A 17,109-nucleotide genomic window follows, 5' to 3' on the forward strand; every position below is an offset into this window, starting at 1 on the left:
TTAATAACATGCTATAATTACGATGAAAGGGGTGATAACTATTGCAAATATAGGAAAACGTCGCTTGTGTCGTTGTATTAAAACAATGAATATTGTCATCGGTAAGCAACAGCGCGATTTATTTACTAAAGGTGAAGTTTATGATTGTGTTATCCGTGATAGTGGTCACCTGCAAATCAATTATAAAATTTATGGTAAAGAGTTTGATTTATCATGTACTAAAGAAGAGTTTGAAGAAAGTTTCGTACTAATAAATAAAAAAACCGGAGTAAGAAAAAAATAGGAGTAGTACAATGAAATATGAATTATTGAAGTTAGAGGAATTTGATCGATTTTATCAAATATTATCAAATAATTTCCCTACTAAAGAAATTAAAGAGTATAATTATATGAAAGATACATTCCATGCTGGGCTTTATCAGGTACTAACATTAAAAGATAATGATCAAATTGTTGGAATTATGTCATTTTATCAACATGATGATTTTAGATTTATTGATTATTTTGCAATAGATGGTTCTTTAAAGGGAAAAGGTATGGGTAGCAAGATGTTGCAATATTTTATTAATTTAGATGATAAAATGGTTATTTTAGAAGTTGAACATCCTGAAGATGAACAAAGTAAACGGAGAATTGCTTTTTATCAACACAATGGTTTATATCTAAATGATCAGTTTGAATATTTTGTACCGCCAGTAAGAAATTTAAAACATCGTTTGTATTTTCATTTAATGTCTTCTAAACGAAAAATAAATAATATAGAGTTTGAAAAATATTATCCTCAAATCTTAAAAATGGTTTATGGAATAGAATAATTTGGCAAATCTATGTGGATATGCTAAAATTAAGTGAAAATCAGAAAGGAGATTATAATGGCTAGTAATTTCTATATCGATAATATTAACGATAGTGACAAGTTAAATGAAATTACTCTTTTGTTAAACGGGATGGAAGAAGTATCCCGTATCAAAGTAGGGAAAACGGGTATTTCATTTTATTGTGAAGAACCAGAAAATGTCCAGCAGCTATTAAAAAATGCCGGGGAGGATTTGGTCTTAAAAGAAGAAGTTAATTCTAGAAAAAGAGAATTCGTTCCTACAGAAAAAAAAGTAGAACATATTTTTATGTTTACTAATTTAGAAAGCGAAGAAGATGCTAAACAAATTAAAGAAGTAATTTCACGTTATTCGGCTTATGAAAACGTAAGTCTTGATTTTGCAAATAAGTTGTTAAAAGTAACTACAAATGATAAAAAAGTACTTGTAAGATTAAATCGTTTGGTTGATAAAGTTAATCCCGCAATTGATGTTGAACTTTGGAAAAAACCTTTTAGATCACAAGATTTATTTCAAGAGAAGTATTTAAAAGCAATGATTAGAATTGCTATTTTAGTAGTTGCTTTATCATTAGGAATTGTAACAAGAGAGGATCCTAATATCATAACTAGACTAGGATGGTTAGTAACCTGGTTAGTCGTAAGTGAAAAAACACTAATACAAGCATATAAAGATATAAAAGTTAAACAATTTATTAGTGAAAATATTACTATTACTGTAGCATGTTTATTTGGGATTATTTATGGTGCTTATGTAGAAACGATTTTTGTGGCAATTGTTTATCAATTAGGAGAACGTTTATTATTAAAATTATTAGGATATTCAATTGATAAAGTTGATGATGCTATTAACCCAGTCACTTTAGGAAGACGAGAAATTGGTGAAAACGATTATGAAATGGTTTCGCTAGAAGATGTTGATATTGGTGATATTTTAGTAGTTTTACCTGGAGAAACAATTCCTTTAGGAGGAGTAATTGAATCTGGAACAAGTGAGCTTGATGTTTTTGCTATCAACGGAAGTGAAGTTTTAGAGGAAGTTAAACCTGGAGTTGAAGTTCAAAGTGGTAGTGTTAATGTTAAAGACACTTTGAGAATTAAAATATTGTATACATATGAACGTAGTGCGATGAATAAGATCTTAGAAATCGCAATGATGGCACCAGCTGGAACTTCAAAAACGCATCGAATTGTAGAATTGGTTAGTAAGGTTGATTCAATATTATTTGTTGTTATTGGTATCTTGTGTGCAGTATTTATACCGTTATTAGATTGGGAAAATAATTTTAGATTTATGTATGCTGGGATTATCTTTTTAACAATTTCAGGAACATTTGCTTATAAACAAGCTTCTTCATTTGCAGTTCTAGCTGGGGTTGCTAAAGCATTTTCTGAAAACATTATTATAAAAGAAAATAGTGGTTTGGATGCTTTGAATTCTTGTCGAACTATTATTTATGATCGTTTTGATGGTGTTGAGGTTAGTGAAGAAGAAATGGATTTATTTGCTAAGCTTGCAAAATTAAATCGAGATTTAATTATTTTTAATGATGGTCCCGTTGATCTTGAAGATGATCAATATCGAATTTACAATAATTTATCTGTTGAAGAAAAATTAGAGATAATGGATAAGGCAAGTATTGCTGGTCCGGTTGCTTATATTGGTGATAACTCAAAAGATATTGCTTTATTGCAAAAATCATATGTTGGAATTAGTCGTGGTGGAATTAAAGATAAAAAAGTTATTGATAATAGTGATATTATGTTAATGAATTCGGATTTAAATACTGTTATTGAAACATTTATGATTTCTAGAAAACAAAAAGCGATTACTTTAGAAAATATCTTCTTTGGTTTATTTGTTGAATTAGTATTAATGGTTGTGGCAATGGTTAATGTTTTACCATGGTGGTTAGCATTAGTTGTAAATCTATTAATTTCTGTACTATTATTATTTAACACTCATAGAATTTTTAATATGAAATAAATATCTAGCCATTATTAGTATGGAGGTAATATAAAATGGATATGATTGAAATGAGTACAATGGATTATATTCCTGGTTATAAAATAACTAAGAATTTAGGTATTGTTTTTGGTAGTAAGATTCTAAATCAGGCTTTAGAAAGCGATGATAATATTGATATTGAACAATTATTAGATGCAAAACGTCAAGATGCAATGGCTTTAACAGTAGAACAAGCTATGCGTCGTCATGCTAGTGCGATTATTAATGTTCGTTTTACAACTACTAATTTAGGACATAATATGATTGAATGTCAGGTTTCAGGAATGGCAGTAAAGGCTGAAAAGATTGATGAATAACTTAACAGTAAAAAAAGAAAGTATTTTATTTGATTTTTTATTAAATTATTATAATAAAAAGAAAGTAAAGACGTTATTAAAATATAAACAGGTTCAAGTAAATAAGCAGATAATAACGCAGTTTGATTATTTATTAAAACCTGGTGATGTAGTAACGGTAACAAAAAATAATCAGGATTTAAAATTTGAAATAATTTATGAAGATAATCAATTGATCGTTATCAATAAACCAGCTGGGTTATTGAGTATGTCTGGTGGTTTTGAAAAAGAAAAAACAGCCTATCATATAGTTAGTGATTATTTAAAAAGTAAGAACAAAAAAGCTCGTGTTTTTATCGTACATCGTTTAGATCGCGAAACTTCTGGGGTTTTGATGTTTGCTAAAAATGAAACAATAAAAAATAAACTGCAAAACAATTGGAATAAACTTGTTTATAAACGCGGTTATTTAGCTATTGTTGAAGGACATTTACAAAAAAAGCAAGGTACTATTAAAAATTATTTGCAAGAAAGCAAAACACAACATGTTTATATTGCTAAACAAGGGAAATTAGCGATAACTAATTATCAAGTATTAAAAGAAACTAAAAACAATAGCTTAGTAGAAGTTTATCTAGATACGGGGCGTAAAAATCAAATTAGAGTTCATATGCAATCGCTTGGTCATAGTATTGTTGGTGATAAAAAATATGGAGCCACTACTAATCCGCTAAAAAGAATGGGATTGCATGCACACGTTTTTGCTTTTAGACATCCAGATACTAATCAAAAGATGGAATTTAAAGCACCTATTCCTGATGAATTTAACCAATTATTTAGCTCTGTCAAGTAGACAGGGCTTTTATCATAATTTATTAAATGTTTCATATAATAAATATGGTGATATAATGTTTGCATGGCTGGTGATAATTATTCTTTTCTTCTATGAAGGTATTGAATATATAAATTCTCTTGATAAGTCAAAAGGTCATAATCAAAAGTGATTATGACCAATTATTATATTTAGCTATTTAAATTATGATATTTTTTCTACCGTTAATTGTTTTTCAACTTCTTTAATTAAATCTAACTGTGCTAGATCTTCACTAAAAGCAGTTGCACCACCACAAGCACTGCCTAATTTTAAGGCTTCTTTATAATCATGATTTTTTAAATATCCAGCAACAAAACCGGCAACCATACTATCACCACTACCAACACTATTGATTAATTTTCCTTTAGCACTAGGACAATAATAAACTTCTTTATTTTCATCAACTAATAAAGCTCCGTCTTTTCCAAGAGAAACAAGAACATTGATAGCCCCTTGTTCTTGTAGTTTTTTAGCATATTTAATAATATCTTCACGACTATTAATTGTAACCTGATACAATTCTTCTAATTCACGCTGGTTAGGTTTAATTAAAAAAGGATGGTATGGCAATACTTTTTTCAATAAATCATTAGTTGCATCAACAACAATAGCAACATCTTTATTCTTTAATAGTTTCATTATTTGTTCATAGGTATCATTAGGCATGGAACTAGGAATACTACCAGCAAGAATCAAAATATCACCATTTTCTAATTTTTCTAATTTTTTAAATAGTTCAGTAATTTTATCTTTAGGAATATCAGGACCACTGCCATTAATTTCGGTTTCTACTTGACTTTTTAATTTGACGTTAATTCTTGACATCCCATTATCAAGTGTACATAAATCACAGTTAAAACCCCGTTTTAATAGTTGTTTTTGAATTTCTTGACCTGTAAAACCAGCAATGAAACCTAAAGCGGTTGTTGGTAAATTTAAACGCCATAATATTGTTGAAACATTAAACCCTTTTCCACCAGGATAGATTTCTTCTTTAAAAGAACGATTAGTCTCGCCATCTTCAAAGTTGTTTACATACATTAAATAATCTAGAGATGGGTTAAATGTAATTGTATAAATCATTTTTTATTACCTCCATATTTTAAATTAACATTGTAATAATTATATCACTAATATTACTAAAATAGATTAAAAAGCGTTTAGTAGTTTATGATGATTTAAATTTATTGCATAAAATAAAAATACTTAAATATAATATTGTAAATAGTTTAAAAAAATATTGACTTTGATGCAATAAGATGGTAATATACAACAGTAAATGAAAAGTAGTGGAAAGAAGAAGTGCCTGCTTCTCGCCCGATTGATTAAGTCGATGGGCAAATGTCACTAAGATATAGTTATCTTAATGTCAGTGTGTGGGTACTTAGTGTGCTCACTTTTTATTTAAACTACAAACTGCACAAGATGGAGGTGGCTTTTATTAGCAGATTTGATAACAGAAAACCAAAACAACCAGATGAGTTAGTAAATGAAAAAATCCGTTTTAAAGAAGTATTGGTAATTGATCAAAATGGTGAACGTTTAGGAGTTAAAAGTCGTAATCAAGCAATCGATTTAGCTTATAACGAAGGTCTTGATTTAGTGTGTGTTGCTCCAAATGCAAAACCACCAGTATGTAGAGTTATGGATTTTGGAAAATATCGTTTTGAACAGCAAAAGAAAGCTAAAGAAATGAAACGTAATTCTAAAGTTGTTGCTTTAAAAGAAACTCAATTGTCAGTGACAATTGATGTACATGATAAAAATGTTAAATTAAAAAGAACATTGAAATGGTTAGAAGAAGGAAATAAAGTTAAAATTGCAATTAGATTTAGAGGACGTCAATTGGCTCATACGGAACTTGGTAAAAAAGTTATTGATGACTTTGTAGCTGAATGCGAGGAAGTAGGGCAAATTGAAAAGCCTGCAAAGCTTGAGGGTAGAACCTTAACTGCAATAATTGCACCAAAGAAAAAATAATTCAGGAGGAATATATTATGCCAAAAATGAAATCACACAGTGGTCTTAAAAAACGTTTAAAAAGAACAGGTAGCGGTAAATTGAAACGTAGTCATGCTTACACTTCACATTTATCACACAATAAAACTCATAAACAAAAGAAACATTTGGCTAAATCAGGATTAGTTAGTGCTTCAGATTATAAGAGAATTAAATCAAGATTACCAAAATAATTGATGTAGGAGGAATGAATAAATGGCAAGAGTAAAAGGTGGATATACTACTAGACATAGAAGAAAAAAAGTATTAAAATTAGCCAAAGGGTACTATGGTTCTAAACATAGATTATATAGAACAGCAAATGAACAAGTAATGCATTCATTAGCTTATTCATATCGTGATAGAAGACAAGTTAAAAGAGATATGAGAAAATTATGGATTGCACGTATTAATGCTGCAGCTAGATTAAATGATATCTCATATTCTAAATTAATGCATGGTTTAAAATTAGCTAATGTTGAAATCAACCGTAAAATGTTATCTGAAATTGCAATCAGCGATCCAAAAGGATTCACTGCAATTGTAGATACAGCTAAAAAAGCTTTAGCTAAATAATTAAATTAATTTTAAAAAGTTCCGTTAGGAACTTTTTTTGTACTTTAATTCGAATTTAATGATAATTATTTATAAAATGGATTTTTTAATTGTGTTATAATTGAACTATGGAGGTGCTTGATGATGAAAAGGATCGATATGCAGGTTGATTTTAAAAGTGATGTAGAAAAAGTATTTAACGCTGTTAGTAATATTGAAGATTGCTCATGGCGAAGTGATTTATCACGGGTAGAAAAAGTAGATGATAATAAGTTTATTGAATATGATCGAAAAAATAGAGCAACTAAAATCTTGATTACTGATTGTCGTCAAAATATTCAATTTGAATATGATGTTCAAACTAATAATTATTTAGGACATTGGAGTGGTCAATTTGCACCATTACCAGATGGTGGCTGTCGTTTGTTTTTGGTGTTTTATTTTGAACCTAATTCTGTATTAGGTAAATTTGTGCGTGTAGATCGTTTTGAAGAACGTTATATAGAAGATTTAAAAAAAGAGTTGCAAGAAAGTTAATATAATAGTAAGTAATTAGAAATTTTTAAATTTGTTGATTATATCAATGATTTATAAATTTCTTTTTTTATTAATAAATAATAGTAATAAATCTATGTTTTTTTGCTACAAATAACCATAATTATCCACAAATTATCTAATTGACTAAATATGAAAGCGCTATTATACTAGTATTTATACTGTCAAATGGAGGTGTAAAATGGGGAATTTTAAATTTGCAATGAAAATGCTTGTCAAAGAATATAAAAACAGCTTATTTTATTGTTTAACACTAGTTTTTGCAATAGCAGTATGTTTTATTTTCTTTAATATAATAAATAATGATTTATTAAAAGATCCAGAAACAGTTTCAGGTGGAGCTTCTTGGCAACAAGTAAAAGTTCCATTTTCAACATCCTTATCATTTATGATTATCTGTTTTTGTTGTTTTATGATCTTTTTTGCTAATAATTTCTTTATTTCAAGAAAAACTAATGAAATTGCAATTATGTCCCTTTCTGGTAATAGTTCAATCGCATCAACATTATATCTGATATATCAGACTTTTACATTATTAATTATAGCTACGCCATTAGGGATTGGAATTGGCGTTTTAGTAGCACCATTATCCAATTATTGGATGTATCAGTATTTAAATGTTGAAGCTTCAATATATCAAATATCTATCAATACATATATTGAAACAATTGTCGTAGTGGCTATTGTTTTATTAACGTTATCAGTCTTTGCAAGTGGTTATATTTATCGCAATGATATTGCTTATTTATTAAAGCAGGAAAAAGCGATGGATTATAATTCATCAGGAAGTAGTAAAATTGCTCCGATTTTTAATGTTGCTTTGTATATATTAGGGATTGTAATGATTTTTATGGCTGAACATTCTTCTATGAATTATGTTGCACCAATAGTTGTTGGGATTGCTGGAATGGTTAGATTGATTAAATCTTTTTTACCTGAATTTATAAAGACATTTAAAGATAAATATTTGTTAGAAAAAAGATATGCTTTAATTTACTTTTCTAATTTAGCTTATTCAATTAGAAGATCGGTATTGTTATTTTCTTTAATAGCTGGATCGGTTACTGGGATGATTGTTATTATTGCTACTTACTATAATTCGCCACGGGAATATATTACCGCAATAATTGGCTATATAGTAATTGTTGTTTTATTGATTACAAGTATTGTTTATAAATATTGTCTGGAAGCCCAGACAAGAGCTAATTTGTTTTATAATCTTTGGAAAATCGGTTATACCAGAAGTGAACTGATTAAAATAGTTAATCGGGAAGTGTTTTATTTTTATTTATTGTTATTAGTAGTTCCAATGATCTACATTGTTATTATTATAGGACGGTTTATATATTATGGTCAGATGACAATGATGTTTTCATGTGTTTTGGTGCTGATTTATGTAATACCAGTGATCATTTCAGGTTTTCTTACTAGATATAATTATCGTAAGCTGGTAATAAAAGGAGGAAAGTAGAGTGGAAAAAAATAAAATTTTGATTGCTAAAAATGTAACAAAAATCTATGGGGTTAGAACTAAAAATCCCTATACGGCTTTAAAAGATGTATCGTTAGAAATGGAAGAAGGCGAATTTATTTGCGTAATGGGTCCTTCAGGGGCTGGGAAGTCTACTTTTATTAATAATTTATCGACAATCGATTTACCTACTAAAGGATTTGTTTATATTAATGGTAAGGAAGTTAGACAAATGAGCGAAAGAGAGATAGGACGATTTCGTTATGAAAATTTAGGCTTTATTTTTCAGGAATTTAATCTATTAGATTCATTAACTATTTTTGAAAATATTGCTGTTCCTTTAACACTAGCTGGAAAGAAGAAAAAGGATATCCAAGAATCAGTAAATCAAATTGCTAAAAAACTAGGTGTTGAAATGATTTTAAATAAATATCCTAGTGAATGTTCAGGTGGTCAGCGTCAAAGAGCAGCAATTTGTAGAGCTTTAGTAACTAAGCCAAAATTAATCGTAGCTGATGAACCAACTGGTAATTTAGATAGTAAGAACTCTCATGAATTATTATCGTTATTTAGAGATTTAAATGTGAATAGTGGTGTTTCAATATTGATGGTTACTCATGATCCTAAAATAGCTTCTTATTCATCTAAGTTATTATATATAAAAGATGGTGTAATTGATGAAACGATTGAACGGCAAAATATGAGTCAAAAAGAATATTTTTATAAGATAGTCGATATTAACTCTACTGAATCGCAGGCTTTATTTGACTAATGGGATTATTTAAATTAGTGCTTCAATCGTTAAAAAGTGACTTACTAAAGACCATATTTTATTTTTTATCGTTTTTGTTGACGACAGTTTTTATCTTTTTGTTTTTTAATTTAGCGATGAATCCTGCTGCTGGTATTAATCTCGGTGGTCGTGATAAAACAATTGTAACTCCGATTGCCGTTTTTGTAATTTTGATTGCTATGATTTGTGTTTTTATGGCTAATGATTTCTATGTTTTAGCTAAAAGCAAAGATATATCGATCGTATTGATGTCAGGTGCTTCAGTTTATAAAGTAGGTATGTATTTATTGTTGCAAAGTTTGATTGTTATGTTTTTTGCGATTTTGCTTGGTTTATTACTAGGATATTTATTAGTACCGGTTTTAAATAGAATTTTCTTTATTACATTTAATTATTCAGGAGATTTTTATTATGTAAGTGATCGTGCTTATGTGGCAACTACAATTATTTTGTTATTTGAAGTTGGCTGGTGTACTTATCTAAACATGGGTTATTGTTATCGAACTAGTATTAATAAATTGATCAATGATAGTGTTAAAATTGAAACTTTTGGTTTTAAATTAAGGAAACCTTCTAATTTGTTTTATATACTAGCTTTTATCGTACCTTTAATAATCTTTCCCTGGTTAAAAAGTGTTGAAGATTATTTGCTTTTATCAATAGTAGCAATGATTGGTTTATATGGGGTTATTAAACATATTATTCCAGAAATTATTGAACGCTTTCAAGAAAGATATGGTATTGAAAATCAATACTTATTAATTGTATTTGGAAATGTTAAGTATAATTTACAACGAGTACGAATGCTCGTATTATTGGTGATGATGTCAGCACTGGTTTTGATGTGTAGTATTCTATATACTTTAAATACACCGCTTATTAGTACGATCGTTTTGTTTTCTTATTTAAGTGTAATGATTTTATTGGCATTAACATCATTATTTAAATTAGGGATGGAGTTAAAGGGACGGAAAAAGTCGTTTGCTAATCTATATTATCTTGGTTATAGTTTAAAGGATTTAAAAAAGATAATCAATTTAGAGATGATTATCTTTTATGGGATGATAATTTTAATACCATTAGTTTATCAAATTGTAATTATTATTAGATTATATAGTCTTGGATTAATTAATTTTTATTTAATAGCTTTAATGTTGATAATTTCAATCATACCGATGTTATTTTGTATGGTGGCTTGTATCATTATGTATCATCATATTTTACCAAAAAGTATTATTTGAACCATTTTTTAAAGAATGGTTCTTTTTTTCTTTTGTTAGATTGATTTGGGTTAAAAGGGTTACATGGTTCTAGTGTTTTTACTTGATAAAAAGTTGCCTTTTTTTCTTTAGTATCAAATATACAATATGTAGGAAAACGATACTGACCTCGAGGGTATGAAACACTGCCAGGATTAATAATTATTGTACCGTCAATTTCATCATAATATGGTCGATGAGTATGACCATAACAGATAACATCAGCTTTTTTTTCTTTTGCGCTTTGATATAAATAATCCATATTATAATCAACATCATAAAGATGACCATGGGTAACGAAGAATTTTAAATTATCAAAAGAAGGGCAGATTTCATTTGGAATATTACCATAATCATTATTGCCGCGAACAAGATAAAAATTGTTTAATGGCAAATTATCATAACCGATGAAAATATCACCGCAGTGAATATAATAATCAACGGGATTAGCTTTTAATAATTTTAATAAATCTGATTTAGACATTGCATGGGAATCAGATAGAATCATTATTTTCATTGAAATACCTCCTGAATAAATTCTAACACGAAAAGTTAAAAAAATCTGCTTATCATGGATAAAAGTTAATGATTTTTGATTCTAAAATAATATTTTTTTTACTTTTATTTGATTAAAAAATAAAGTCGTTTCTTGATGAAAAAGGGGATTGGAGGTTTAAAATGGCAATTATTTCATGATATAATATTATATATGATAGAAAAGAAAGGTTGTGAGGTGATGAATTGCTTTATAACGTTTGAAGATGTAAAAAAGATATATAAAGTAGGTGATGTTGAGATTCCGGCATCAAACGGTGTTAATTTCGAAGTTGAAAAAGGCGAGTTCGTTGTAATCGTTGGACCCTCAGGAGCCGGAAAGACTACAATTTTAAATCTTTTAGGCGGAATGGATAAAGCAACAAGTGGTAAAATAATTGTTGATGGTCAAGATATTGCTAAATATAATGAAAAGCAATTAACACAATATCGTCGAGATGATATTGGTTTTGTTTTTCAATTTTATAATTTAGTACAAAATTTAACTGCATTAGAAAATGTTGAATTAGCTTCACAAATATCAAAAAATCCTTTAGATGTAAAAATGGTTTTAGAGCGAGTTGGATTAAAAGATCGAATGAATAACTTTCCAGCTCAATTATCTGGTGGTGAACAACAAAGAGTGGCGATTGCAAGAGCGATAGCTAAAAACCCTAAACTGCTTTTATGTGATGAGCCAACTGGTGCTTTGGATTATCAAACTGGTAAGTCCATTTTAGGATTATTAAGAGAGATGTGTGATAAGTATTCTATGACAGTTGTTGTTATTACTCATAATAGTGCTTTAGCTCCAATGGCAGATCGGGTCATTAGACTAAAAAATGGTCGTGTTGATTCAATGAAGATGAATGAAACACCTAAATCAATAGCTGAAATCGAGTGGTAAAATGAAGAAAAAAGCTTATGTAAAAAATCAAATTCGAACGATCTTTAATACTAAAGCACGGTTTCTTTCAATTTTTTGTATTGTATTTTTAGGGGCTGCATTTTTTGCTGGATTACGGCATACGCCATTGATCATGGAACAATCAATGAATGATTATTTGAAAGAATATCATTTTAATGATTTGAATTATGTGGCAACTTTGGGATTTACTGAAGAAGATCTTAAATTAGTCAAAGAAATTGATGAAGTTGAAAATGTTGAATCTGGTAATCGGTTTGATGCTTTAGTTGAGTTTGATGAAAATGTTAAAGGAGCTACTGTATATACTAATGAAACTTTTGATAATCAAGTAAATAAGGTGGAGTTGGTTAGTGGTAAATTACCAAAAGATGATGATGAATGTCTTATTGATAATAGTTTTGCAAGTCAAAATGGAATTAAGGTCGGTGACCAGATTACTTTAACTAATGACAATGCCACTAAAAAATTTACTGTCACTGGTTTGATTAACGATACCCGTTATTTAAGTTCAGTTGAGCGTGGTACTAATACTCTTGGTGATGGTACTAATGAAGCTTATTTTCAAATTTTATCAAAGGGTAATGAAGGTTTAGCTTTACCGCAAGAACTTTATGATTTACGTGAGCAAACAGTATTTAATGAGTTAAGAATAACGTTAAAAAATGAAAATAATTATAATTATTTCAGTGATGAATATTTAGATTATGTTGATGATGTTAATTCTAAAATTGAAAAGATTTTAAATAAACAGATTGACTCGTTAAATGAAGATCTTGTAAATGATGCTAAAGAACAATTAGCTAAAGGTGAAGCTGATTATAATGATGGTTTAAATCAATATCAAGATGGTTTAAGTGCTTATAATGATGGTGTCGTACAATATGAAGACGGTATGCAGCAGTATCAAGATGGTTTGGCTGCATATAACAGTGGTTATCGACAATATCAAGATGGTTTAAATGCATATAACAGTGGTTTAGCTCAATATGAAGCGGGATATCAGGATTATTTAGCTGGTAAAAGTGAATATGATGCTGGATTAGCGAGTTATAATCAACAGTTAATTCAGTATGAGACTTATAAAAGTCAATATGAACAGCTAGCACCATATTATGATGAGTTAGTTAAACAATATCAAGATGCAATAGCAGCTGGAGTTCCTGAAGATCAATTAACAGGATTAAAAGCTAAAATTACTCAAATTGAACAATTAGCATATGCTGTAAGTCAATATGAAGCTAGTTTACCAGCAGCTAAACAGGTTTTAGATCAATCGGCTGTCGAATTAGAATCAGCCCGTGTTACTTTAGAAAACACAAAAGCAACTCTTGATAGTTCTAAGGCAACATTAGATGCTACTGGTTCTACTTTAGCTGCTTCAAAAGAAAAACTTGATAGTAGTAAAGTCACTTTAGATGATACTAAAGCATTACTTGATCAAACTAAAATAGACTTAGATAATGCCCAAATAGAATTGCAGCAAGCACAAGTAGAATTAGAAGATGCTAAAAAAGCTATTGACGATATTCCTAGCGGTGAACTAATTAGTTTAACTCGTGAAGAAAATGCAGGAATTATTAGTTTTAGTTCTGCAAGTGATTCAATTGCCGCAATTGCTGCAATATTTCCACTGATATTCTTTTTAGTAGCTGCCCTTGTTAGTATGACAACAATGACAAGAATGGTTGAAGAACAAAGAGTTCAAGGTGGTACTTTTAGAGCATTAGGTTATCATCGCCGTGATATTATTAAACAATATATCATTTACGGCTTTTTGGCGACTTTTGTTGCTAGTATAATTGGTATTATTGCAGGAGTTTATTTCTTCCCTGCTATTATCTATTATTTATACCGAAAAGTTTTGTTTAGTGTTGGAGCTGATATTAGTATTCTTTTTGATGCTTTTATTTGTATTCAAACATTTATAATATCGGTAGCAATTATATTATTAGTTACTTATTTAGTTGCTCGTCGTGAAGTTAGCGAAATGCCTGCTAGCTTACTTAGACCTAAGGCACCAAAAACAGGTAAACGAATCGTACTTGAAAGAATAACGTTTATCTGGAAACGATTATCTTTTAATCAAAAAGTTACTATGCGTAATATTTTTAGATATAAAAAGCGTTTCTTTATGTCAATTGTTGGTATTGCTGGGTGTACAGCATTAATTGTAACGGGATTTGGTATTCGTAATTCTGTTTCAACACTAGCAGATAAACAATATGGCGAAATTTATACTTATGATGGATTAGTAGTTTTTAATAATCAATTGACTAATGAACAGTTAGAAAACGAAATTAAGGATTTTGAAGATCTTGATGAAATTAAGGATACAAGCAGTTTTTACCGTCAAACAATTACTATTCATGGTGATAAAGACCACTATGGAACTTTAGAAGTATTTGATAACAATAAAGAATTAAGCAAATTTGTCAATCTTGAGGACTATCATAGTCATGAAAAAATAACACTGGATAATCAAGGTGTAGTAATTTCTGCCAAATTATCAGAATTATTAGATGTAAATGTCGGTGATAAAATTAAAATCACAATAGATGAAAAAGATTATGAAGTAAAGGTTACTGGATTAATGACGTTATACTTCCAGCACCAGTTATATATGAGTGAGGAGTTTTATCAAGAACTTACTGGTAATGAAGCAATATCTAATTATGCTTACTTTGATATCGGTGATGAATCAATGGAAGCTAAGATTGATGATTATTGTAAAAATGATGATAATATTTCTTCAGTTAACTATACTGATGGTATATCGCAAAGCTTTAGAGATCAAATGGTTAGTATCGATAGTGTGGTAGTTATTCTTATTGTTTGTGCAGGAGCTTTAGCGTTTATTGTTTTATATAATTTAACTAATATAAATATTCAAGAGCGTAAAAGTGAGATTGCAACAATTAAAGTATTAGGTTTTTATCCACGTGAAGTCTATGATTATGTCTTTAGAGAAAATACGATTCTTTCAATAATCGGTTCTATTCTAGGATTAGGATTAGGGAAAGTTTTACACTTATTTATTATCTATACAGTTGAAGTTGAAATTGCAATGTTTATTAGAAGTGTCAATTTAATGAGTTATGTTCTTGCTGTGATTTTTACGTTATTATTTACTTATTTGATTGATTTTGGAATGCGTAGAGTGTTACGTAAAATTGATATGGTAGAATCGCTAAAAAGTATTGAATAGGAACTAAAATTGATAAATTTTATTTATGAATATGCAAATTTTAGTTTAGGACTTAAGAAAATATTAAGGATTTCTTAAAAAATCTTAAAAAATTTCATTTTCTTTAACTTAAGCTATCATGGGGGTTATAGACGATTGGAAGGAATGTAAGAAGCTTTCAGGGGTGGATTTTTCCTTTGAAAAATATTATAATAGTCCTTGGATATGTTATTGAAAGGAGGTAACGAATGGAAAGAGATATAAAAGAAGGCGTGAAAAGAGTGATGGATGAATACATCACAAATCGCAAGGCTATGTTTATTCCGATTGCAGCTGTTGCTAGTTTTATGTTAGTAGGTTATGCTGCAACTGACAAAGAAAAACCAGAAATTATTTCAAATCAAATTGATTTAGTTTATGGTGAAGAATTTGATGCCGATAGTATTGATATTAGCGACAACAAAGATAGTCGTGAAGATATTTTAGTATCAGTTGAGACTGCATCATTAAATGAGAAACAAATTGGTAGTTATGATGTGGAGGTAACAGCAACTGATGCTGGATCTAATGTTGCAACAAAGACAGTAACTGTTAATGTTGTCGACAACGAAGCACCTAAAATTGAAACTTTAGGTTCTAGTCAAGGGTACATTATTGAAGTGCCAATTAATGGAAGTGCTGATTTAGCAAGTTATGTTAAAGCAAGTGATAATGTAGATGGTGATGTTACACCATTTATCAAAAGTAGTGAAACTTTAAACACTACAGTTAAAGGGCAACAAGATATTACTTTAACAGTTGATGATACTTCAGGTAACACAACTGAAGAAACTTATACTTTCGTTGTAAGTGATTTAGAAGCACCAGTAGTTAATTTTACTCAAGGTGCTAATGTAACTGTTGATTATGGTAGTGTATTTGATATTAATGCTTATGTAAATGTAACTGATAACGTTGATGGTGTTATGGCACCAGTTGTTGAAGGTTCTGTTGATACATTAAAATTAGATGAGACTCAACCATTAAAAATTAGTGCAACAGATAGTTCTGGAAATCCTACTGAAGCAACTTTAAATGTTGTTGTAAAAGATATTTCTGCTCCAGTTATCACTTTAAATAAAAGTGAAATTACAGTTAATACTGGAGAATCAGTTGATTTTAGCAGTTATTTAGCTTCTGCGGTTGATAACAAGGATGGTGATGTTCGTGCAAACGTTCAAATCGATGCTCCTAGTACATCTAAAGCAGGAACTAAGACAGCTACATATACTGTAACTGATGCTGCTGGTAATACTGGAACTGCAAGCTTAACAGTTAAAGTTAATAAAAGAGCTTCAGGTGGTGGAAGTTATGCCGGATCAGCTCCAAGTAATAGTTATGGAAATACCGTACTTTCTGCAGCTTATTCAAGATTAGGATGCCCATATAAATGGGGTGCTGCTGGACCAAATGCTTTTGACTGCTCTGGATTTGTACAATGGTGTTATGCTCGTGCCGGAGTATCATTGCCACACTCATCTTCAGCACAAAAGAATGCTGGTACACAAATTAGTGTTTCTGCAGCACAACCAGGAGATATCTTATGGAAATCTGGTCACGTAGGAATCTACATTGGTAATGGAAAATACATCCATGCACCTCAAACTGGTGATGTAGTTAAAATTTCATCAGTATCTGGTTCAGGATTTGTATGTGCGGTTAGAGTAAAATAAGAATAACAATAAAGATTACGAATTTTGTTCGTAATCTTTTTTTGTGTTTTCTTTAGATTCAGTATATAATTATATAAAAAGAACTAAGATAAAATTGATTGTATTTA

At 29.5% G+C, this 17,109-nt stretch carries 17 protein-coding genes and 1 other annotated feature; of the genes, 15 read left to right on the plus strand and 2 right to left on the minus strand.

The window, feature by feature from the left end; translation table 11 throughout:
• The first annotated feature begins 31 nt into the window (after positions 1–31).
• From ABGT36_RS03910 to ABGT36_RS03930, 5 genes are read left to right on the plus strand one after another with little or no spacing between them, the layout of a single operon-like run.
• The gene (locus ABGT36_RS03910; protein ID WP_087299075.1) at positions 32–283 is read left to right on the plus strand and encodes a hypothetical protein; all 252 of its coding nucleotides are present in this window, start codon (positions 32–34) and stop codon (positions 281–283) included.
• A 10-nt stretch (positions 284–293) separates the two neighbouring features.
• Positions 294–815, plus strand: coding sequence for a GNAT family N-acetyltransferase (locus ABGT36_RS03915; protein WP_346676920.1), 522 nt, complete (start codon positions 294–296; stop codon positions 813–815).
• Between the two features lie 57 nt (positions 816–872).
• Entirely contained in the window at positions 873–2,822 is a 1,950-nt protein-coding gene (locus tag ABGT36_RS03920) for a hypothetical protein (protein ID WP_346676922.1), read from the plus strand.
• A 35-nt stretch (positions 2,823–2,857) separates the two neighbouring features.
• Positions 2,858–3,160 (plus strand): YbjQ family protein, encoded by a 303-nt coding sequence (locus ABGT36_RS03925; protein WP_087299025.1) that lies wholly within the window; start codon positions 2,858–2,860, stop codon positions 3,158–3,160.
• Entirely contained in the window at positions 3,153–3,992 is an 840-nt protein-coding gene (locus ABGT36_RS03930) for an RluA family pseudouridine synthase (protein ID WP_300081725.1), read from the plus strand. The genes ABGT36_RS03925 and ABGT36_RS03930 overlap by 8 nt, the downstream gene beginning before the upstream one ends.
• A gap of 183 nt (positions 3,993–4,175) precedes the next feature.
• On the opposite strand, the gene pfkB is transcribed toward ABGT36_RS03930, so the two are convergent.
• On the minus strand, positions 4,176–5,096 hold the full coding sequence (gene pfkB / locus ABGT36_RS03935) for a 1-phosphofructokinase (RefSeq protein WP_300627301.1): 921 nt from the start codon (positions 5,094–5,096) through the stop codon (positions 4,176–4,178).
• Between the two features lie 205 nt (positions 5,097–5,301).
• Positions 5,302–5,424: a sequence feature (ribosomal protein L20 leader region), on the plus strand.
• 14 nt (positions 5,425–5,438) lie between these two features.
• Here pfkB and infC point away from each other — a divergent pair.
• The 7 genes from infC to ABGT36_RS03970 all read left to right on the plus strand — a co-directional run bounded on the left by infC (position 5,439) and on the right by ABGT36_RS03970 (position 10,626).
• Positions 5,439–5,993, plus strand: coding sequence for a translation initiation factor IF-3 (gene infC, locus ABGT36_RS03940; protein WP_087299019.1), 555 nt, complete (start codon positions 5,439–5,441; stop codon positions 5,991–5,993).
• Between the two features lie 17 nt (positions 5,994–6,010).
• The gene (rpmI, locus tag ABGT36_RS03945) at positions 6,011–6,205 is read left to right on the plus strand and encodes a 50S ribosomal protein L35 (protein ID WP_087299017.1); all 195 of its coding nucleotides are present in this window, start codon (positions 6,011–6,013) and stop codon (positions 6,203–6,205) included.
• A gap of 22 nt (positions 6,206–6,227) precedes the next feature.
• Positions 6,228–6,587, plus strand: a complete 360-nt coding sequence (gene rplT, locus ABGT36_RS03950) for a 50S ribosomal protein L20 (protein ID WP_087299015.1) — start codon at positions 6,228–6,230, stop codon at positions 6,585–6,587.
• Between the two features lie 120 nt (positions 6,588–6,707).
• The gene (locus ABGT36_RS03955; RefSeq protein ID WP_239404223.1) at positions 6,708–7,103 is read left to right on the plus strand and encodes an SRPBCC family protein; all 396 of its coding nucleotides are present in this window, start codon (positions 6,708–6,710) and stop codon (positions 7,101–7,103) included.
• Between the two features lie 199 nt (positions 7,104–7,302).
• Positions 7,303–8,592, plus strand: coding sequence for an FtsX-like permease family protein (locus tag ABGT36_RS03960; protein WP_346676926.1), 1,290 nt, complete (start codon positions 7,303–7,305; stop codon positions 8,590–8,592).
• A gap of 1 nt (position 8,593) precedes the next feature.
• A complete protein-coding gene (locus ABGT36_RS03965; RefSeq protein WP_346676928.1) occupies positions 8,594–9,364 on the plus strand; it encodes an ABC transporter ATP-binding protein in 771 nt (256 codons plus the stop codon).
• The gene (locus tag ABGT36_RS03970) at positions 9,364–10,626 is read left to right on the plus strand and encodes an FtsX-like permease family protein (RefSeq protein ID WP_346676930.1); all 1,263 of its coding nucleotides are present in this window, start codon (positions 9,364–9,366) and stop codon (positions 10,624–10,626) included. Before ABGT36_RS03965 ends, ABGT36_RS03970 begins: the two co-directional genes overlap by 1 nt.
• Here the strand turns inward: ABGT36_RS03970 and ABGT36_RS03975 are convergent.
• A complete protein-coding gene (locus tag ABGT36_RS03975; protein WP_087371288.1) occupies positions 10,619–11,161 on the minus strand; it encodes a metallophosphoesterase in 543 nt (180 codons plus the stop codon). The genes ABGT36_RS03970 and ABGT36_RS03975 overlap by 8 nt on opposite strands.
• Before the next feature lie 219 nt (positions 11,162–11,380).
• On the opposite strand from ABGT36_RS03975, the gene ABGT36_RS03980 reads away from it, so the two are divergent.
• The 3 genes from ABGT36_RS03980 to ABGT36_RS03990 all read left to right on the plus strand — a co-directional run bounded on the left by ABGT36_RS03980 (position 11,381) and on the right by ABGT36_RS03990 (position 17,002).
• Positions 11,381–12,085: an ABC transporter ATP-binding protein gene (locus tag ABGT36_RS03980; protein WP_087299071.1), complete on the plus strand. Its 705-nt coding sequence runs from the start codon at positions 11,381–11,383 to the stop codon at positions 12,083–12,085.
• A 1-nt stretch (position 12,086) separates the two neighbouring features.
• The gene (locus ABGT36_RS03985) at positions 12,087–15,311 is read left to right on the plus strand and encodes an FtsX-like permease family protein (RefSeq protein ID WP_346676931.1); all 3,225 of its coding nucleotides are present in this window, start codon (positions 12,087–12,089) and stop codon (positions 15,309–15,311) included.
• A 227-nt stretch (positions 15,312–15,538) separates the two neighbouring features.
• Complete coding sequence (locus ABGT36_RS03990; protein WP_087371294.1) at positions 15,539–17,002, plus strand: C40 family peptidase; 1,464 nt, start codon at positions 15,539–15,541, stop codon at positions 17,000–17,002.
• The last annotated feature ends 107 nt before the right edge of the window (positions 17,003–17,109 follow it).

Origin of the sequence: Erysipelatoclostridium sp. An173 (assembly GCF_963931465.1) — a bacterium.
Classification (GTDB): domain Bacteria; phylum Bacillota_I; class Bacilli_A; order Erysipelotrichales; family Coprobacillaceae; genus Thomasclavelia; species Thomasclavelia merdavium.